The organism is Chryseobacterium sp. 22458 (genome assembly GCF_052044975.1).
Classification (GTDB): Bacteria; Bacteroidota; Bacteroidia; order Flavobacteriales; family Weeksellaceae; genus Chryseobacterium.
The window spans coordinates 97,909-115,732 of the sequence record NZ_JBQEOA010000004.1 but is presented as its reverse complement, the minus strand read 5'-3'; the positions used below and the strand labels follow the sequence as shown (position 1 = coordinate 115,732).

The 17,824-nt window shown below is 37.2% G+C and carries 16 protein-coding genes; 8 read left to right on the top strand and 8 right to left on the bottom strand.

What is annotated here, in order from left to right; all coding sequences use genetic code 11:
• Positions 1–173: 173 nt before the first annotated feature.
• Positions 174–518 carry a mannan-binding lectin gene (locus ACTJJF_RS14865; RefSeq protein WP_312298058.1) on the top strand — a complete coding sequence of 115 codons (345 nt, stop codon included), beginning with the start codon at positions 174–176 and terminating at the stop codon, positions 516–518.
• A 118-nt stretch (positions 519–636) separates the two neighbouring features.
• Here ACTJJF_RS14865 and ACTJJF_RS14860 read toward each other — a convergent pair whose 3' ends face one another.
• Complete coding sequence (locus ACTJJF_RS14860; protein WP_312298060.1) at positions 637–1,836, bottom strand: MFS transporter; 1,200 nt, start codon at positions 1,834–1,836, stop codon at positions 637–639.
• A 184-nt stretch (positions 1,837–2,020) separates the two neighbouring features.
• Between ACTJJF_RS14860 and ACTJJF_RS14855 the strand changes: the two genes are divergently transcribed.
• Positions 2,021–2,920: an AraC family transcriptional regulator gene (locus ACTJJF_RS14855; RefSeq protein WP_312298061.1), complete on the top strand. Its 900-nt coding sequence runs from the start codon at positions 2,021–2,023 to the stop codon at positions 2,918–2,920.
• A 323-nt stretch (positions 2,921–3,243) separates the two neighbouring features.
• Here ACTJJF_RS14855 and lipA read toward each other — a convergent pair whose 3' ends face one another.
• Together lipA and ACTJJF_RS14845 are read right to left on the bottom strand one after the other, a co-directional pair.
• On the bottom strand, positions 3,244–4,110 hold the full coding sequence (lipA, locus tag ACTJJF_RS14850; protein WP_160139755.1) for a lipoyl synthase: 867 nt from the start codon (positions 4,108–4,110) through the stop codon (positions 3,244–3,246).
• 333 nt (positions 4,111–4,443) lie between these two features.
• Positions 4,444–5,004, bottom strand: coding sequence for an RNA polymerase sigma factor (locus ACTJJF_RS14845; RefSeq protein WP_047096423.1), 561 nt, complete (start codon positions 5,002–5,004; stop codon positions 4,444–4,446).
• A gap of 293 nt (positions 5,005–5,297) precedes the next feature.
• On the opposite strand from ACTJJF_RS14845, the gene tyrS reads away from it, so the two are divergent.
• Complete coding sequence (tyrS, locus tag ACTJJF_RS14840) at positions 5,298–6,593, top strand: tyrosine--tRNA ligase (RefSeq protein WP_065396931.1); 1,296 nt, start codon at positions 5,298–5,300, stop codon at positions 6,591–6,593.
• A gap of 160 nt (positions 6,594–6,753) precedes the next feature.
• On the opposite strand, the gene ACTJJF_RS14835 is transcribed toward tyrS, so the two are convergent.
• Entirely contained in the window at positions 6,754–7,260 is a 507-nt protein-coding gene (locus ACTJJF_RS14835; RefSeq protein WP_440700137.1) for an outer membrane protein, read from the bottom strand.
• 181 nt (positions 7,261–7,441) lie between these two features.
• Between ACTJJF_RS14835 and ACTJJF_RS14830 the strand changes: the two genes are divergently transcribed.
• Positions 7,442–9,436, top strand: coding sequence for a sensor histidine kinase (locus ACTJJF_RS14830; protein WP_440700136.1), 1,995 nt, complete (start codon positions 7,442–7,444; stop codon positions 9,434–9,436).
• Positions 9,426–10,064 carry a response regulator transcription factor gene (locus ACTJJF_RS14825; RefSeq protein ID WP_312298069.1) on the top strand — a complete coding sequence of 213 codons (639 nt, stop codon included), beginning with the start codon at positions 9,426–9,428 and terminating at the stop codon, positions 10,062–10,064. The genes ACTJJF_RS14830 and ACTJJF_RS14825 overlap by 11 nt, the downstream gene beginning before the upstream one ends.
• A gap of 49 nt (positions 10,065–10,113) precedes the next feature.
• Here the strand turns inward: ACTJJF_RS14825 and ACTJJF_RS14820 are convergent, their stop codons facing one another.
• Positions 10,114–10,545 carry a hypothetical protein gene (locus tag ACTJJF_RS14820; protein WP_312298071.1) on the bottom strand — a complete coding sequence of 144 codons (432 nt, stop codon included), beginning with the start codon at positions 10,543–10,545 and terminating at the stop codon, positions 10,114–10,116.
• 246 nt (positions 10,546–10,791) lie between these two features.
• Between ACTJJF_RS14820 and ACTJJF_RS14815 the strand changes: the two genes are divergently transcribed.
• From ACTJJF_RS14815 to ACTJJF_RS14805, 3 genes are all read left to right on the top strand, one after another.
• Positions 10,792–11,430, top strand: coding sequence for an alpha/beta hydrolase (locus tag ACTJJF_RS14815; protein WP_440700135.1), 639 nt, complete (start codon positions 10,792–10,794; stop codon positions 11,428–11,430).
• Positions 11,431–11,551: 121 nt separating this feature from the next.
• A complete protein-coding gene (locus ACTJJF_RS14810; protein ID WP_312298074.1) occupies positions 11,552–12,871 on the top strand; it encodes a PDZ domain-containing protein in 1,320 nt (439 codons plus the stop codon).
• Positions 12,872–12,874: 3 nt separating this feature from the next.
• Positions 12,875–13,402 (top strand): hypothetical protein, encoded by a 528-nt coding sequence (locus ACTJJF_RS14805; RefSeq protein WP_312298076.1) that lies wholly within the window; start codon positions 12,875–12,877, stop codon positions 13,400–13,402.
• Here ACTJJF_RS14805 and ACTJJF_RS14800 read toward each other — a convergent pair.
• The 3 genes from ACTJJF_RS14800 to ACTJJF_RS14790 form a co-directional block, all read right to left on the bottom strand.
• Positions 13,395–14,435 (bottom strand): L,D-transpeptidase, encoded by a 1,041-nt coding sequence (locus ACTJJF_RS14800; protein WP_312298078.1) that lies wholly within the window; start codon positions 14,433–14,435, stop codon positions 13,395–13,397. The two genes, ACTJJF_RS14805 and ACTJJF_RS14800, sit on opposite strands and share 8 nt — an antisense overlap.
• A gap of 183 nt (positions 14,436–14,618) precedes the next feature.
• Entirely contained in the window at positions 14,619–16,817 is a 2,199-nt protein-coding gene (locus ACTJJF_RS14795; RefSeq protein WP_440700134.1) for a peptidase domain-containing ABC transporter, read from the bottom strand.
• On the bottom strand, positions 16,817–17,821 hold the full coding sequence (locus tag ACTJJF_RS14790; RefSeq protein ID WP_312298081.1) for a hypothetical protein: 1,005 nt from the start codon (positions 17,819–17,821) through the stop codon (positions 16,817–16,819). The genes ACTJJF_RS14795 and ACTJJF_RS14790 overlap by 1 nt, the downstream gene beginning before the upstream one ends.
• Positions 17,822–17,824: the final 3 nt, after the last annotated feature.

Sequence of the window (17,824 nt, the reverse complement as noted above, 5' to 3'; positions counted from 1 at the left end):
TCAATCTTCTACAAAAATGAAAGGCTGTCTTAAAGGCAGTCTTTTTTATTATATCGAAATCAATATCAGCACTATACGTAAAAATACCTAGTTATAAATTTGGTATATTCTACTGTAAACATTTCCCATAATGGTGAGTACATTTGTCATGTTAAACCATAAAAAATTTCACCATGTCAACATTCAAAATCAACATCATTGCGGGACCACTTTGGAGCAATGACGAAGCACAAAAATTAGGCGGACGTATTGCCGCAGCACACTTAGGAAAGTTTACCGGGCAATGGACAACCATTGTAGAAGGGCAAATGAGCGTTATAGAAGTAGAACTCAACACTGAGCCCACCGGCAGTACGGAATATACTTTAGATGTTTTGGCAGGTCCGATCTGGAGCAACGATGACGCTAAAGAAATTTGTCCGGCCATCTGTGCGTCTTATGGAGGTACATGGAACGGACAATGGACTACAGTTGTAGAAGGCAAAATGAGCGTTTGCGGCTGTGTATTTAAATTTTAATCTGAAAGGATAATTCAATTTAAAAAGCTGTTTCAAGTCAAAAATAGACTTTGAAACAGCTTTTAATTTTTTTTGTTTCCACATTTTTTAAGCTCTGCTCTGTAAGAAACTGTGTTATTTATTTGTCACATGAAACGCATTCTGCAACGTCTTCCTCTTCAGCAGTTGCCGAACCGTAGAGGTACATATATCTTACGCTGATCACAAATCCAATAAAGGTCATTCCCACTCCGACCAGTGACGGATAATTGAAAGGTAATCCGTATTCTAAAGGTATCCCTCCAAAAAAAGCTCCCATAGCATTTGCAATATTAAACCCTGCCTGCATAAAGGCAGCTGCCATCATTTCACTTCCCGGTGCCGCTTTCATCATCATAATATTAATAGGTGCCGCAATCGACATGGATAAAGCTCCGCACATAAAGGTAAGCACAAAGGCAATATTCTGGTGTTCGGAAAGTAAGAATACTCCCATCAGGGAAATCATCATCAGAAAGATCAGAAGTGCACAGGTTTTCTCCGGTCCCAATTTATCTGAAATAACGCCTCCTCCCAGGTTTCCTACAACCATTCCGGCTCCTGCCAGCACCATTACATAGGCCATCTGACTGGATGCAACTCCCGAAATAACAGTCATTAAAGGTGTAATGTAACTTAACCATGTAAAAAGACCTCCAAACCCGATTGCCGTAATCGCCAGCACCAGCCATGATTGTTTCTTTTTCAGGAATTTCAGTTCTTCCAGGAAGTGGGTATTTTGATTGGCCTCTATAGCAGGAAGCCATAATTTTAAAAACAATAATGCAAAGACACCAATCAAAGCTACAATGGCAAAATACAGTCTCCAGTGGAAGGTATGTCCGATATACGTTACCAGGGGAACCATCACCAGATTGGCCACGGTGAGCCCTGTAAACATCATCGATATATAAAAGGCTTCTTTTCCTTTTCCTGCCATTTTAGCCGCTACCACAGTGCCTACTCCAAAGAATGCTCCGTGAGGAAGTCCTGACATAAATCTGATGATCAGCATTGTCCCGTAATTAGGAGCAATGGCGGAAAGCCCGTTGAATAAAGTAAACAGCAACATAAAAGCAATCAGTACTTTTTTCGGCGGAAACTTTACGGAATAGCCGATCAGAATCGGAGCTCCGATCACAACTCCCATTGCATAGGCAGAAATAAGGTGCCCTGCCTGCGGAATTGAGATCTGTAATGTTTTGGCAATATCCGGAAGCAGTCCCATAACGGTAAATTCTGTGGTTCCTATTCCCAAACCGCCTATTGCCAGCGGTATTATTCGTTTATCAATCTTCATTATTGCTGATTCTTTTATTACATTAATTTTATATTTTAAAAATGGCCTTACCCATATTCAAAATTATGAAAGTGCAAAATTCGACAGAAAGATTGAATTTCACTTCTCTCTGAATGATAAAAATTTGCTCCGTATTAACCTTTTTATTTAATTTTATATTCAGAAACAATCAAAAGAGAACACAATGAAAATTCAGAAAGAAAATATTACGTTTGAAAAGGGGAAGTCGTTCAAGCTTTTCTCTCCTTCTCTGAAAAACTGTTTTTTCTGGCACTATCATCCTGAAACAGAACTGGTTTACGTAGAGGCTAACAATGGAATCCGGCATGTAGGCAAGGATATCTCCGGCTTTACAGACAGTGATCTTTTATTAATTGGCGCCAATGTTCCTCATCTCAATTTCGATTATGGTATTCAGACGGAATGCAGACAACTTGTACTTCAGATGCGGGAAAATTTTCTTCAGGACATTATTCTGCCTGTTCCTGAATTTGAAAATATAAAAAACCTTTTGGAACGCTCTTATCTGGGTCTGTCTTTTTACGGGGAAACTAAAAAAACAGTGGTTGAAAAGCTTCAGATCATCAGAGACAAAAATACTTTTGAATCTTTCATCGGACTTATAGAAATTTTGAAAATCCTGGCTGATTCCACTGAGGTAAAGGAGCTCAACAGGGAAGATACCAGAATCAAATGGTTTTTGAATGACAAAATCAGAATGGGAACAATCTACGACTATATTCATGAAAATTATGATAAAAAACCTAATGTTAATGATATAGCCCAAACAGTAGGCTTAAGTACGCCTGCATTCTGCCGTTACTTTAAGAAGCAGACGAATATGACCTTTACTGATTTTGTTAACAATTACAGAATCAACCAGGCGAAAATATTTCTGTTAAAAGATTATTCAGTCACGGAAGTCTGTTTTCAGGTAGGTTTTGAAAGTCTTTCTTACTTTAATAAGTTATTCAAGCAGCATACGGGCGAAACGCCATCTGAATTTAAAAAGAAACATTTCAGACCTATTGAAGTCAACGGACGGATTGCGGGAATTACGAGGGAGACTGCGTGTGATAAGTAAATGGAATGATATGTTAACACATAGGTTCTACGGATCTGACGTTTTAAGTTTTGGCTAAAGCCGGATGAATGTTTTTTTATAGAGAAAGCGGGCTAAATCCCGCTCCTATTGTAAGTAAGGGACATTTTTATTGTCGGGCAATAAACCGCCCCATCAAAAGTTCTTTGAATTTTTGACACCTCTCCGGAGGAAGGGAGTTTGAGTACATCATTATCAATTTTGCCAATAATAAGTCTAATTTTTACTGCCTGCCACCTGCAATCTGATACCTAACCCTGCTACCTGAAAAAACAAAAACCGCTCATTACTGAACGGTCTGTATTTTAGTGAATATGTTTCTCTGCGTGGTAAGAACTTCTTACAAGAGGTGAACTTTCAACGTGTCTGAATCCTAAGCTTCTTGCAAAATCTCCAAACTCATCAAATTCTTCCGGAGTAATGAATTTCTTTACAGGAAGGTGTTTTTTAGTCGGCTGAAGATATTGCCCCAGAGTGATCACATCTACATTGGCATTTCTGATGTCTTCAATAGTCTGGAAAACCTCATCTTTGGTTTCTCCAAGCCCAAGCATTACTCCTGTTTTTGTTCTTCTCTGTCCGGCTTCTTTTAAGTATCTCAATACTTCAAGGCTTCTTTCATATTTAGCCTGAATTCTTACTTCTCTGGTAAGGCGTTTTACCGTTTCCATATTGTGAGAGATTACTTCAGGTGCTACTTCTACCAATCGATCAAGGTGTTTGGTAATTCCCTGGAAGTCCGGAATCAATGTTTCCATCGTGGTTCCCGGAGATATCCTTCTTACAGCATTTACTGTTTCGCCCCAAAGGATAGATCCCATATCTTTCAGATCATCACGGTCTACGGAAGTAAGTACAGCGTGTTTGATCTTCATTAATTTAATGGAACGGGCTACTTTTTCAGGTTCATCCCAGTTTACATCCAGTGGTTTTCCTGTTTTTACACCACAAAATCCACAGCTTCTTGTACAGATATTTCCAAGGATCATGAATGTTGCAGTACCTTCTCCCCAGCACTCCCCCATATTCGGGCAGCTTCCGCTCTGGCAAATTGTATTTAATTTATATTTATCAACCAAGGTTCTCAGTTCTCTGTAGTTCTTTCCTGTAGGAAGTTTTACACGAATCCACTTTGGTTTCTGAACGGTAGTATCTTGAACTAAATTTTCCATTTATTTCTCAAATTGAGGTTCAAAGTTAGTGATTTTTTTATCGAAACAATCAAACACAGGCATTGATGAAACAGATAATTTTGTATTTTAAAACTCAAAATATTTTATGAAACCCATATTCCGTCTTCTGTCTCTGATTTTCAGTACGCTTTGTTTTGACTAAAAGAGCATCAACTCAAAAGGTTCAATAATAATTAACCCGTTAAAGGAATAAAAATCAATCTTCAAACAGGCATCAGAATAGACAGAGAAAAGGCAGTTTTGCTGAGTTTTTACAGAAATCTGTGTCTGCAGAATCAGTGAAAGATGGAATCATTATGCTTTCCGACAAAATCAATTGTCATCAAACTCGTTATTTTTCAATAATTCGGCTAATACTTTTTTGGCACGCATCACACGAACTTTGGTATTGGCTACAGAAATTCCCAGCTCTTCAGCAATTTCTTTGATGCTTTTTTCTTCAAAAAATCTCAGTTTGATAATATCCTGATAGTTGGCATCCAGAGATTCTATGGTTTTGATAATCTTCTTTTGCTCTTCTTCAGAAATAAGAAGTTCTTCGGGGGATTTTGCATATTGATTTTTAACTTCATCCAGATTTTCAATGGAATCTTCATTTTCACGGCTTTTTTTCCGCCAGAAATCAATCACGGTATTCTGGGCAATGGTAAGAATCCATGTTTTAAACTGAAAATGAGGATCGAACATATCCAGCTTCGACAATACTTTGGAGAAAACATTTACGGTGATCTCATCGGCATCATTTTCGTCCCTTACTTTTTTCATGACAAAAGAGAAAACGTCCACCCAAAAAACATTGATGAGTTTAGTCTGGGCCTTCTGATCCTTGTCTTTGGCCTTCTGGATGAGCAGGAATAGCTGTTCGTCGTTCATTAATAACAAATATAGAGTATTTGAGGCAAAAAGGCAAATTGTGAAATGGCAAAAACAGAGAGGTGGGAAGCCGGAAGAAGGAAGCTGGAAGTTCCTGTTGAATGAAGTTTTTTAGCCGGGCTCAAAATTAATACTGTATTAAATCCTACTTATTTTTCAAACTTCTATAACTCCCCCTCTTCCAGCCTCCAACTTCCTTACCTTAATTTATTTATCTTAAATAATTCTCAGCTCTCTTCAATACTTCTGAATTTATTATCTTTGCGTTTTAAAATTTTAAAGTAAAAAATCAAATGAATTCCTTTATAGAAGAACTGAAATGGCGTGGTCTGTTTGCCGATATGATGCCAGGAACCGATGAACAACTGAATAAAGAGGTAACTACTGCATATATTGGTTTTGATCCTACTGCCGATTCTTTACATATCGGAAGTCTTATCCAGATAAAAATTCTCGCTCACTTCCAGCAGCATGGCCACAAGCCAATTGCTTTAGTAGGAGGTGCTACAGGAATGATCGGAGATCCATCCGGTAAATCTGCAGAAAGAAATCTTCTGGATGAAGAAACTCTTTTACATTATGTAGATTGTCTGAAAAACCAGCTTTCAAGGTTTCTGGATTTTGCAGGGAATGAGCCTAACAAGGCTGAACTAGTCAACAACTACGACTGGATGAAGAATATTTCTTTCCTTGATTTTGCTAAAAATGTGGGGAAGAATATTACGGTCAACTATATGATGGCTAAAGATTCTGTAAAGAAAAGATTCTCCGGAGAAAGCGGGGCAGATGGAATGAGCTTTACAGAATTTACCTATCAGCTGATTCAGGGATATGATTTCCTTCACCTGTACCAAAACAATAATGTAAAACTACAGATGGGAGGTTCAGACCAGTGGGGAAATATCACTACCGGAACTGAGCTGATCCGAAGAAAGGCCCAAGGAGAAGCATTCGCCCTTACAGTTCCTTTGATTACAAAAGCTGACGGATCTAAATTCGGAAAGTCTGAAAGCGGAGAAAACTACTGGCTTGATAAAAAGAAAACTTCACCTTATAAATTCTACCAGTTCTGGCTGAATGCAACGGATGAAGATGCTGAAAGATTCATCAAATTCTATACTTTCTTAGGAAAAGAAGAGATTGAAGCATTAATAGAAGAGCATAAAACTGCTGCTCACGAAAGAAAGCTGCAAAAGAAACTTGCTGAAGAGGTAACCGTTTGGGTACATGGTAAAGAAGAGTATGAAAAGGCACTTAAAGCTTCTGAAATTCTTTTCGGACGTTCTACTGCCGAAGATCTGGTAAGCCTTGATGAAGAAACGTTCCTTGAAGTTTTTGACGGGGTTCCTCAAAAAGAGGTTGCTAAAGCAGATGTGCTGGGCGTAAATATCATTGATCTTCTTTCTGAAAAATCAGGATTTTTAAAGTCTAAAAGTGAAGCCCAGAGAGAGATCAAAGGAAATTCAATTTCTGTAAACAAACAAAAGGTGAATGATACTTTTACAGCTAATGAAAGTGATCTTATTGACGGCAAATTCTTATTGCTTCAAAAAGGAAAGAAAAGCTATTTTATTGTAAAGGTAATCTAAATACAATACAAATTAAAACATAAAACCTGTTTAAACTTTTTAGAGAAAGAGTTTAAACAGGTTTATTTATTATCTGTTAAAAAACAAAAAACCGCAGATAAGTTCCACGGTTTCATTGAGAAAAGTATCAATTTTTAGCATTAAAAATCTGTTCACATATCTAGAACTTATAAGTAAGCCCGGCTTTTCCGCCTGAAGCTACAGTTCCACCACCCAGCTCTACATGGAAGGCAAGGTTATTGGTAAAAAAGTATCTTCCTCCTACCTGACCTGCAAAACCTATTCCCGAAGATTTCCCGTCAAAATAATCATAGTCTAATCCGTTATACTTATAGGAAAATGAGTTATAGGCCAGCGTGGCACCTGCATAAAAATCCCATTTATTAGGAATTTTCAAGAGTGTATTGAAATGATAATTCCCGTTGGCTCCTATGCCCAGCCAGCTTCCTTTGATGTCTCCGGTATATTTTTCAGTGGCATAGCTGCCTTGAATTCCCACTGTGATATCATTGTGTATGGCATAGTCTACACCTACCGATACTGGCAATCCCCATCCGTTAGCAATACCTATACCTACATTGATCTGAGCTTCTCCTTTCTGTATTCTCTGTGCATTCACAATACCAAACAAGGATATCATCCCCAGTATAAAAATTCTCTGTTTCATTTTAATAATTTAGTTATGCTTATTATCTGTTTCCGCAAAACTATCAGAGAATATTGTAAGGCGCAACCCTAAAAAAAATGTATTTTTTTCTACCTATTTTCCGGTATTTTTCATCCGTATTTTTTTAATTATATTCACATATTCATAAAAAAACTGAACGACAACGTTGAAAATTAAACTGATGAAGCGATTATGGTGTATTTTATATATTCTAATCCACTTTACCGTAAAGGCTCAGGGGCTATTTCCCATTAACGAAATAAAATATGTTGACAGCCTTCAATTCAGAACCGGCAGCCATGTAGATGTCATTTCTAAAGCTGATGCCTATTTTCATCTTTCCGATTATTATAAAAACACGGATAGCATTTTAAGTAAAAAATATCTGCAAAGCGGAAAACAACTGGGAACACAGGATCGTTTTACAGCGGCTGTCTATTATTATTATGAAGGATTGTATTATCAGGATCTGAATAAGGATAAAGCAACGGTATCATTCCGTAAAGCTATTGCAAAGCTTTCTGAATTCAAAAGCCAAAAAGCTGATTCCTACCTCTCTTTATGCTGGTACAATTACGGTATTCTGCAGAAAAATAAAGAAGGCTATCCTTTCCTGATCAAAACCATGCTTGAAAAAAGCATTCCCACCGTTGAAAAATACGGAGATACCAAGATCCTGGGATTTCTGTACACCCAACTGGCCCTCATGCTCACCTATAATGCGGAATTTGAAAAGGCAGGTTATTATAATGAGAAAGCAATTCATATCCTCGAAAAAAAAGCACCTCATTCTACAGAGCTTTTTTATGCCTATCTTAATACCAACAGCAACTATTGCTACCAGGCAAAGTGCAGTATGGGAAAACAGTTTCTGGATAAGGCAGGAAAAATGGTGCGCCCTTATCCTGAATCATCTTCCAATACGTTCTATTACTACAATCTGGCATTATATTTCATAGGGCAGCAAGAGCATATCCAGGTTCTCCAAACTATAGAAAAAGGATTGTCTTATGCCCGGAAATACAATCAGAGACTGCTGATGCAGATGTTCTATTTTCATAAGTATGATACCTACAAAAAGATCAAAAGATATAAGGAAGCCAAAAGCCTGCTGGAAGAGATTCTGGCAGAAAAAACACTTGCCCGTGATCTCAACAACAGGAAAACCATCTACAGCCATCTGTCCAGCATCAATGAAATTATGGGAAACCCCGGTGAAGCTTTAATCTGGGAGAAAAAATATTCAAAACTCAATGACAGCCTGAATGCTGAGAATATAAAACTGGAGATCAATAAACTGGAAACACGATTCAACGCTTCTGAAAAGGAGAAAAAAATAGCTTATCTGAATGCTGAAAAGAATCAGAAAGAAATGGAGGTCAATCAAAAAAACTCTTATTTATGGGTTTTGAGCCTGATCCTTTTATTATTTTTAAGTCTTCTGATTTTCCTTTTTATCATTTACAGAAAAAACAAAAAGCTTTCTGAACAGAAAGAGATCAACCTTCAGCAGAAAATAGAAGACATCAAACAGAAAGAGGAACTAGCGCTTACCAAAGCAATCCTTGAAGGGGAAGAAAGGGAAAGAGAACGTGTAGCAAAAGATCTTCATGACGGTCTTGGCGGTATGCTGGCAGGAGTTAAAATCAATCTTTCCACCTGGTCTTCCAATCAGCTGGATCCTGAGCAGCATCAGGATTTTTATAAAATACTGAATCAGCTTGACAACTCTGTAACAGAACTCAGGCATGTGGCCAGAAACCTGATGCCCGAGTCTCTGCTAAAATTCGGACTGGAAACGGCATTAAGCGATCTCTGTGAATTTTATGGAAGAAAAGATCTTGAAATTTACTTTGAGCCCCTGAATATTGAGAAAAATCTGGCCCTGGCTGTACAGCTAAATATTTACAGAATCGTACAGGAACTCTTAGCTAATGCTGTAAAACACGCAGAAGCCACCAATATTCTCCTTCAGTGCTCCCAATCCGGAGAAAGCTTCCTGATCACCATTGAAGACAATGGAAAAGGATTTGATAAGGATATAGAAAATACCACTAAAAATATGGGCCTCCGCAATCTTAAAAACCGGGTCAACTATCTGAAAGGGAAAATGGAAGTCAGCTCAGACAGCCAGGGCACAACGATTAATATAGAACTCAATATAGATGGAGAATAAAAAAATAAACATTGTCATCGTAGATGATCACCCTATCGTCATCGAAGGTTTGAAAATGATGCTGAACAGCCAGCCTTTTTTCAATGTAACAGAAACTTTTACTTCCGGTTCGGAAATCATCCGTTTCATAAAGTCTCATCAGGTTGATATTATCCTTCTGGACATTACCCTTCCGGATGCCAATGGTACGGACCTCTGCCGGGAAATTAAAAAAATCTCACCGGATATTTCAGTAATTATGTTCAGTAACCGTTCGGAAAGAAGCATCATCATGCAGTCTATACAAAACGGAGCAAGCGGATACCTTTTAAAGAATACCTCCATCAGTGAACTGGCAGTATGCATCAAAGGGGCACTTTCCGGAGATATCGTATTCTGTAATGAAACAAAACAGATCATCAGCCGCCCTTCACAAAATGATCTTCCCATTCCAAGGCTTACCAAAAGGGAAAAACAGATCTTACAAATGGTAGCCCAGGGGAAAACGAGTAATATGATTGCTGAAGAACTGTTTTTAAGTCCCCTTACTGTAGATACACACCGGAAGAATTTATTGCAGAAATTTCAGGCGAAAAATTCAACAGAGCTGATCAACCGTGCCGTACAGCAGCATATGATTGAAGAATAAAAAAAACCGCTGTAAAAGCGGTTTATATTGATATTAATATTTACATATTTTATGGCTCTAAGAAGCTGAAATCCAAAGATACAGACTTTTCTCCCTTTCCTACTACTTTTGCTGTTCTGACCACTTCTCCATCTACATAAAGATTGATCGTCAATTCTGAAGTATCTTCAGGCAATTTTGCTCTTGCATCAAGGTTCAACTGTGCCTGGCTGGAGTTTACAAAAAACTCTCCACTATTCCATGCTGATTTCAGAGGGGTTACCGGATTACTTAAAATAGTATTCTGAACAGTACCTACCTGAGTAACAACAGCGATAAGCTCTCCTCCTGTAGTAGTTTTTGCTTCAAACTGAACCACATGATCCTGAAATTCATCATCGTCATCTTTTTTACAAGAATTGAATACGGTGATCGCTGAAAATAATAAAACGAATAAAAAAGAAAGTCTTAGTAAACTTTTTGAATTGTAAAATTGCTTCATTTCTCCAAATAGATTTTTTAATGTTTCAAATATAGGTTTTTTATTAATATAAAAATAACTTTTATGAAAATTTTCCAATAAAGATTTGCAAACAATATCAAATCGGCAAAAAGCAAAAAGATCTCGTAAAATACAATAATACAGCACAAATAATCATTTTTTGAATATAAAATATGTTCACACGAAAGTTCTTTGTACGAATGGCAAAAATGGGGAACAATCTGATTTATTAATTATATTTGCTGTATGAATTTAGATTACCTAGTAAGAGAGCCGGAACATATTACCCCGAGCACGCCTGTTCTTTTTATGCTTCACGGTTATGGCAGCAATGAGCAGGATCTTTTCAGTTTCAGGGAAACCCTTCCCTCCGACTGGCTTATCGTTAGCTTCAGAGCACCAAGAGACACGCAGTTTGAAGGATATTCATGGTATGATATCAATTTCAATGATCCTGAAAACTTCATTGATGTGTCTCAGGCTAAAGAATCTTTAAATGCGGTTCTGGAAAGTATACTGAAGATCATCAATCATTATGGCATTACAGAAGGCAAAACTCATTTGTGCGGTTTCAGCCAGGGAGGAATATTGTGTTATGCTCTGGCCTTAAAATATCCTGACCTTTTTAATTACGTTGCCTGTCTGAGCGCCTATCCTGAAGAAAAAATTCTGGATGGCATTGTAAAAGACAAAAAGAAACTTGAAAAGCTCAGATTCTTTATTTCACACGGTACTGATGATGCTGTTATTCCTCTTGAATGGGGAAGGAAAGCTGCAGACCTTCTTTATGACCTGAGCTGCTATTTCACTTTCAGGGAATATATGAGCGGTCATGGCGTGAATCAGAAAAACTATATGGATCTGATGGAATTTTTCTCCAAATAGACTGATCCGTTTTTTTTAATAAATTCAACGTTTCATACTACTTCATTGTAGTTTATATAAACATTCCTGCATTTGGAATGTTTTTTTATTATAATATTAATAAATTCACTAAATTCAGTAAATGAAATTTAAGTTTCTTTTACTGGGATTATTGATAAGCATTTTTATGAGTGCCCAGAATGCTTTTGAGCTGATTAATACTAAAAAAGCAGTCATCCCTTTTAAGTTTATCAACAACCTCATCTTTATTCCGATCAACATCAACGGGGCTGAACTTACTTTTCTGGTTGATACCGGAGTTTCAGAAACTATCCTTTTCAGTCTTGAGAATAAAGAGCTCAAACTTGGAAATGTGGAGAAGATAAAATTTTCAGGACTTGGCGGAAGTTTGAGCATTGACGGTTTAAAGTCTGACCGTAATACCGGCCGCATAGGTGAAACTATGGTAAACACTTCTATGTCTTTGTACGTGATCCTTGACGAAGAGTTCAATATTTCATCCCATATAGGAATTCCTGTAAATGGTGTGATAGGGTATCATTTTTTCAAAGACCACCCTATCGTCATCGATTATATGACAAAAAAAATAACAGTCTATGAAAATTCGGATCTTCTGAAAAATAAAATCAAAAGGTTTGATGAATTTCCAATCAGTATTGAGCAAAGTAAGCCTTACCTTCTGGCCGATGTAGAGATGACCAATGAAAGAAAAAGTTCAAAACTGCTCATTGACCTTGGAAATAGTGATGCTATATGGCTGTTTCCTACCCTTATAAAAAATTTCGTTTATAATAGACCTAATATAGATGATTTCCTTGGACGGGGATTCAACGGGGATATTTATGGTAAAAGGAGCAGAATTCATAATTTTTATCTGGGAGATTTTAAATTTGAAAAACCGCTTACAGCGATGCCGGATGAATTTTCCATACAGCATGTCAATCTGGTAGAAAACAGGAAAGGGTCTATAGGTGCAGAAATTATGCGTCGTTTTTCCGTTGTTTTCGACTATCAGAATCAGAAGCTATACCTGAAGAAGAACAGAAATTTCAATGATCCTTTCAACTTTAATATGAGCGGGCTGGATTTCAGACAGGACGGCCTGGAGTGGGAACAGGACCGGGTCAAAATTGAAACCCAAAAAAGCACAGGGGTAACCCATGAAGTGTATAAAGACTCTTTCCAGTATAAATTCAGCTTAAAACCTATGTTTTCCATTTCAGGCGTAAGAAAAGATTCTCCTGCCTATGAAGCCGGAGTACAGAAAGATGACAAAGTGATCAGCATCAACGGAGACCGAACTGCAGATATGACGCTGGAAAAAATTGTAGAGCTCATGAAATCCTATGAAGGAAGAAATATCACTATGGTTGTTCAGAGAAAAAATGAGCAGCTCACTTTACGTTTTACCCTGGAAGATCCCATTCCTTATCAAGAATAGTATATGAAAACCGAAGAAACCACTCTAGACAGAATACGAACCAGGCCCAGGTTCAAAATGTTTACACATCTTACCAAAGAAGAGTACGCTGAGAACCTGAAGAAATACCTCACCGAACACAAAAACGAATTTGCCGGCAATATCAATAAAGAAGTCGCCACCATCTGGGTAGAAACAGAATATGATAATTACTGGAAGCCCCGTCTTGCCTTACGTGTGGAAATAGAAGATGAAGATACCGTTATACGGGGTGTATTTGGTCCCAGTTCTGCCGTCTGGACCTTTTTCATGTTTCTGTATTTTTCTTTTTCTATTCTTTGGATGACATTCTTCACTATGTATTATGTGGAAAAACAAATAAAAAGCGCCGAATACCCGTGGGCACTGAGCGCTTCTTTTGTTATGTTATTTTTTATTCTTCTTACTTATATAGCTGCAAGATTCGGACAACATAAAGGAAAAGATGAAATGCTTAAGCTGAGACGTTTTGCAGAAGAGTCTACCTTACAGTTTGAAAAGAAAATCAATTAGATAGAGAATCTCCTGACCTTTCCTGAACGGGAGCAGCCATGGCTTTTGCTGTTTTTATAGAATCAGCTACTCTTTCCCTGTTGCTTTGTTCCTTCAGCATTTTCGGTACATCCGGTTCCAGAAGTTTGGTAAGCTCTTCAACGGATATATTATTGGCGTTAGGATCATTAAGAAGTTTCCTCCACGGTTTTCTACCACCCCAGTTGTAATCTCCAAATACCATTACGGCTGTTCCTCTCGCTTTTGTAGTGGCACCACCCGGAGCTAAAATCCAGGTATCAGCATAAGAATACAGCCACTGTGCATCTTTTCTCAGCAATCTTAAACAAGAGTGTGAAGCAGGATATCCGGGAAGGGTATACTCATGCCATCCTATTCCGCCTATATTATGAATGTTAAAGTTATAGGGAAGTTTCCATTCGCTGCTGACGGTGGAGATCGATAATTTCTTTTTCCAGTTGGCAAAAGTAAGTCCTCTTGTCGTCTGGGCAGATTTTTTCCCCATACTTGTCGGTCCCCATTTTACAAGGCTTCCGTTTGAATATACGCCATAGGCCTGAATAGGATATGAAAATATCACAAATTTCTTCACTCCGCTTAGTATATCCAGCTGCATCGGGAACGGCGAATAAGCCATCAGTGTAGTATCTATCTTTGCAGGAACTACCAATGTATCTGCATTCCATTTACTCTTGGAATCCAGCCTGTTCAGTGCTAAAATAGCAGTACGTTCCTCCACATTATATTTCTTGCTGAATTCCGCATATACGGAATCCCTCATTTTTTTATCTTTCGGAAGCACGAATGCATTATAGAAACCATTCTCTTGCATAGCAGGCGGCATGGATTCTTTTTTAACCACAGGTACGGAATCTTTTTTTACAGAATCTTTTTCTGCTTCCGGCATATCAGAAGCAGAAACGGTATCTTTAAAAGTATCGCTTATTTTTTCTATTTCTTTTTTGCAGGAAACAAGGAACAAAGCGCATAAACATGCATATAAAAATGATTTTTTCACAGATATGTTCTTCATAAATAAAATCGGCCATTTAGTTTGGCTACCCAGTACAAATATCAGACCTAAAATTGAATCCTAAAAGACATTATTCAAAATACCGTAAAAAAACGGTGTCTGTTGGATAACAAAAGCTTTGTTGAAATACTCTTTTAGTATCTGCCTGTGAAAGAAGAGTCAAAATTAAGCTCAACAAAAAAATTACTCTCCAAGTTCTAACTGATTACTAACCAAGCCGTAATATTCTTTTCTGAAAGCTACAAGATCCTGATGATTACCACTTTCAACCACACAGCCTTTTTTTAAAACAATAATCTGATCGGCATTTTTTACTGTTGATAACCGATGGGCAATAATTACAACCGTTTTGCCTTTAAAAAAATTTTGCAATCTATCATGAATTATCTTTTCATTTTCTGAATCCAATGCAGAGGTAGCCTCGTCAAGAAACAGAAATTGCGGATTTTTGTATACTGCTCTTGCAATAAGAATCCTTTGCTTTTGACCACCGGAAATACCATTACCGGAAGCTCCTATCTTCGTATTCAGTCCTAATGGTAAAGATTCAATAAAATCTTCCATATTGGCGGTATGCAGTGCATACTCTAACTTTTCATAATTGACAGGATCATCTCCACACGCAATGTTACGTTCTATGGTATCTCCAAAAATAAATCCATCCTGCATCACTACTCCACAATTCTTCCGAAGATCTAAAGGAGAAATAGTAGCCAGATCAAGATGATTGAAAAGAATATGTCCTGATACAGGCTCGTAAAATTTCAGCAGCATTTTGATCAGTGTTGTTTTTCCGCTTCCGCTTGCTCCCACAATGGCAGTGACCTTTCCCTCCGGAATTAAAAGGTTGATATCCTGTAATACGAACGGAGAACGGGGGCCCTCATATTGAAAAGATACATTTTTGAAATAAATTCCCTTTTCTATCCCATTTTGATGATATTTTTCACTGAAAAGTAATAGCTGAGAATGATTCTCTTCATCCGGATGAGTCTGTACTTCATTAAGTCTGGCCAAACTTAACCTGGCATCCTGCAATGAACGGAAAAAAGAAATTAACTGGCTTATAGGCGCATTCATTTGGCCAATTATATAAGAAACGCTTAACAGTCCTCCTAAAGTCATATGTCCTTTCACTACAAAAGAAGCTGCAAGAAAAGTTACGATAATATTTTTTAGCTGATTGATAAAATCAAATCCTAAAAGCTGTACCTGATCAAGTTTTAAAATGCGGATGTTAACATTTAGAAGTTTTTCCTGTATCTGTTCCCATTCTTTGCGTTTATAATCTTCAAACTGATTAAGTTTTATCTCCGAAACTCCGTTGATGATCTCATAAATAGACTGTTGATTTTCGCTCCTCTGCTGAAACTTAAAATAATCAAGTATTTTTCTTCTTTCCATCCAGTAAACTGACCAGATAACAGATATCACTGTTAATATTACATATACACTAAGGATTCTGAAATCATAATACCACAGTACGCCAAAAAAAACGGAAAAACTAATTACCGAAAATAAAGTTAACAGACTTTGAGAAGTAAGAAAGGTCTCAATACGTTCATGATCATTGATCCGCTGATTAAAATCTCCCATAAGTTTTGTGTCAAAAAACCGTATTGGAAGCTTCAGCATTTTTTGTAAAAAATCTGATATAATCTGAATATTGACCTTAGTACCTACTGTAAGTGAGATCCAGTTACGGAAAACACTGAATATAATATTCCCTAAGAAAAAAGCGAGCTGTGCCAGTAAAATATAGCTGATAATCCCCAGATTTTTTTTACTGACTCCATCATCAATAAGCTTTTGTGTTAAAATAGGAAATACGAGGGTAGTCAATGTCCCTAAAAACAATAATATAAATAACCAAAACATCTGTCGCCGATGTGGTTTCAAATATTTCAGCATATACCGTAATGAAAGCTTTTCTTCTCCCGGAAATTGTTGTTCATAAAACTTTTCTTCGGGGGCTAAAAAAAGTGCTATTCCTTTTTCATTATCTGAAAGCCATGCCTTTTTAAACTTTTCCGCTGTTAAAGAAATAAATCCATGCCCGGGATCAGCAATTTTGTAAGTTATCTTACCTGTAATCCGGCTTTTATGAATTTTATAAAGGACTACAAAATGATTTTGATTCCAATGCAGAATACAAGGTACTACGTCTTTATGTAAACCTTCCGGTTTCAATTTACCGGCAATTGTTTTAAAACCTATCTTTTCAGCAGCCTCTTTTATTCCCTGTAATGATACTCCTTCTCTGGTTATAAAGCTTTTATCCCGAAGATGCTGCAGCCCGATATCCTTGCCATAGTGTGAAGCTATCATGGCAAGACATGCTGGGCCGCAATCCATCTGATCATGTTGTGGGATAAGTTTCATTATGATATATTCTCTGTCATTGATTGGAAAACTGTCTGATATTTGGTGAGCATTAAAGGTGTTACTCTGATATGATTCTGGAGAGCTTCAGTAAAAAGGCTTTCAGAATCGTTATGTAATGTTCCTGTATCCAGTTTTGATAAAAGCTGAAGAATAAGATAATGTTTAAAAGCATTAAATCTGGTATAGCCTTTAGAAAGAACTTCTCCTGAATACTTCAACAATGCCTGATAATCAGATGTTTTTAAACTGTTTATAGCTTTTGAGAATGCTATATAGGTTTCATCTCCGGGAAAACCCGGAACAAACTGATCCAGTGTAACAAAATAATCCAGGGCAAGCTTTTCATCTACATCAGGAAACAGCATAAGATTAACCATTTTTTCAGAAAACACCTGAAAAGTCATTAAGGAAACCAGTTCTTCATCGCAGTTTTTAAGCAGCGAAGTACTCCATTTACCCGGTAAATCCGGTATTTTGTGAAGCATATGATAATCAAGAATAGCCTTTTCATATTTATGAGCTTCATCATATTTTTTTTGCTTGACAGCTACACGTGCTATATTATGCAGCTGTTGAATTTTTGCCATATGCATATTAGGAAATTCTGTTTCTATTTCTTCTGTTTCGAATAAAGACTTCCATGTGAGTTCATTGGCAGTTTCATAATTACCTTTCTTATAATGGTAATATGATAGCTTAGGCGTTACATAGATATTCAGATACTTCAGAACATTATCATCAAATCCACTATTTTTTATAACATCTTCTCCTTTTTTATAATAGTAATCTGCAATATCAAAATTGGATTTTTTGGCCGCTTCAAAACCTTTTCGGAATAGGTCCCATGCATATTGCATATCCAGAATAACACTCCTTTCAAATTTGCTGTATACTGCTTCAATAAACAGGGAATCAAAGTCATGATCTCTACCTGCAGGGCCGGGATCAGAAGTAGTTTTCAGGATAATTTCCTGTATAGATGAGATAGGTATTGTATTCATAAT

Bases quoted from the DNA above. Each gene is read 5' to 3' on its own strand.
- ACTJJF_RS14865 (WP_312298058.1), top strand. From the start codon at position 174: ATGTCAACATTCAAAATCAACATCATTGCGGGACCACTTTGGAGCAAT.
- ACTJJF_RS14860 (WP_312298060.1), bottom strand. From the start codon at position 1,836: ATGAAGATTGATAAACGAATAATACCGCTGGCAATAGGCGGTTTGGGA.
- ACTJJF_RS14855 (WP_312298061.1), top strand. From the start codon at position 2,021: ATGAAAATTCAGAAAGAAAATATTACGTTTGAAAAGGGGAAGTCGTTC.
- lipA (WP_160139755.1), bottom strand. From the start codon at position 4,110: ATGGAAAATTTAGTTCAAGATACTACCGTTCAGAAACCAAAGTGGATT.
- ACTJJF_RS14845 (WP_047096423.1), bottom strand. From the start codon at position 5,004: ATGAACGACGAACAGCTATTCCTGCTCATCCAGAAGGCCAAAGACAAG.
- tyrS (WP_065396931.1), top strand. From the start codon at position 5,298: ATGAATTCCTTTATAGAAGAACTGAAATGGCGTGGTCTGTTTGCCGAT.
- ACTJJF_RS14835 (WP_440700137.1), bottom strand. From the start codon at position 7,260: ATGAAACAGAGAATTTTTATACTGGGGATGATATCCTTGTTTGGTATT.
- ACTJJF_RS14830 (WP_440700136.1), top strand. From the start codon at position 7,442: ATGAAGCGATTATGGTGTATTTTATATATTCTAATCCACTTTACCGTA.
- ACTJJF_RS14825 (WP_312298069.1), top strand. From the start codon at position 9,426: ATGGAGAATAAAAAAATAAACATTGTCATCGTAGATGATCACCCTATC.
- ACTJJF_RS14820 (WP_312298071.1), bottom strand. From the start codon at position 10,545: ATGAAGCAATTTTACAATTCAAAAAGTTTACTAAGACTTTCTTTTTTA.
- ACTJJF_RS14815 (WP_440700135.1), top strand. From the start codon at position 10,792: ATGAATTTAGATTACCTAGTAAGAGAGCCGGAACATATTACCCCGAGC.
- ACTJJF_RS14810 (WP_312298074.1), top strand. From the start codon at position 11,552: ATGAAATTTAAGTTTCTTTTACTGGGATTATTGATAAGCATTTTTATG.
- ACTJJF_RS14805 (WP_312298076.1), top strand. From the start codon at position 12,875: ATGAAAACCGAAGAAACCACTCTAGACAGAATACGAACCAGGCCCAGG.
- ACTJJF_RS14800 (WP_312298078.1), bottom strand. From the start codon at position 14,435: ATGAAGAACATATCTGTGAAAAAATCATTTTTATATGCATGTTTATGC.
- ACTJJF_RS14795 (WP_440700134.1), bottom strand. From the start codon at position 16,817: ATGAAACTTATCCCACAACATGATCAGATGGATTGCGGCCCAGCATGT.
- ACTJJF_RS14790 (WP_312298081.1), bottom strand. From the start codon at position 17,821: ATGAATACAATACCTATCTCATCTATACAGGAAATTATCCTGAAAACT.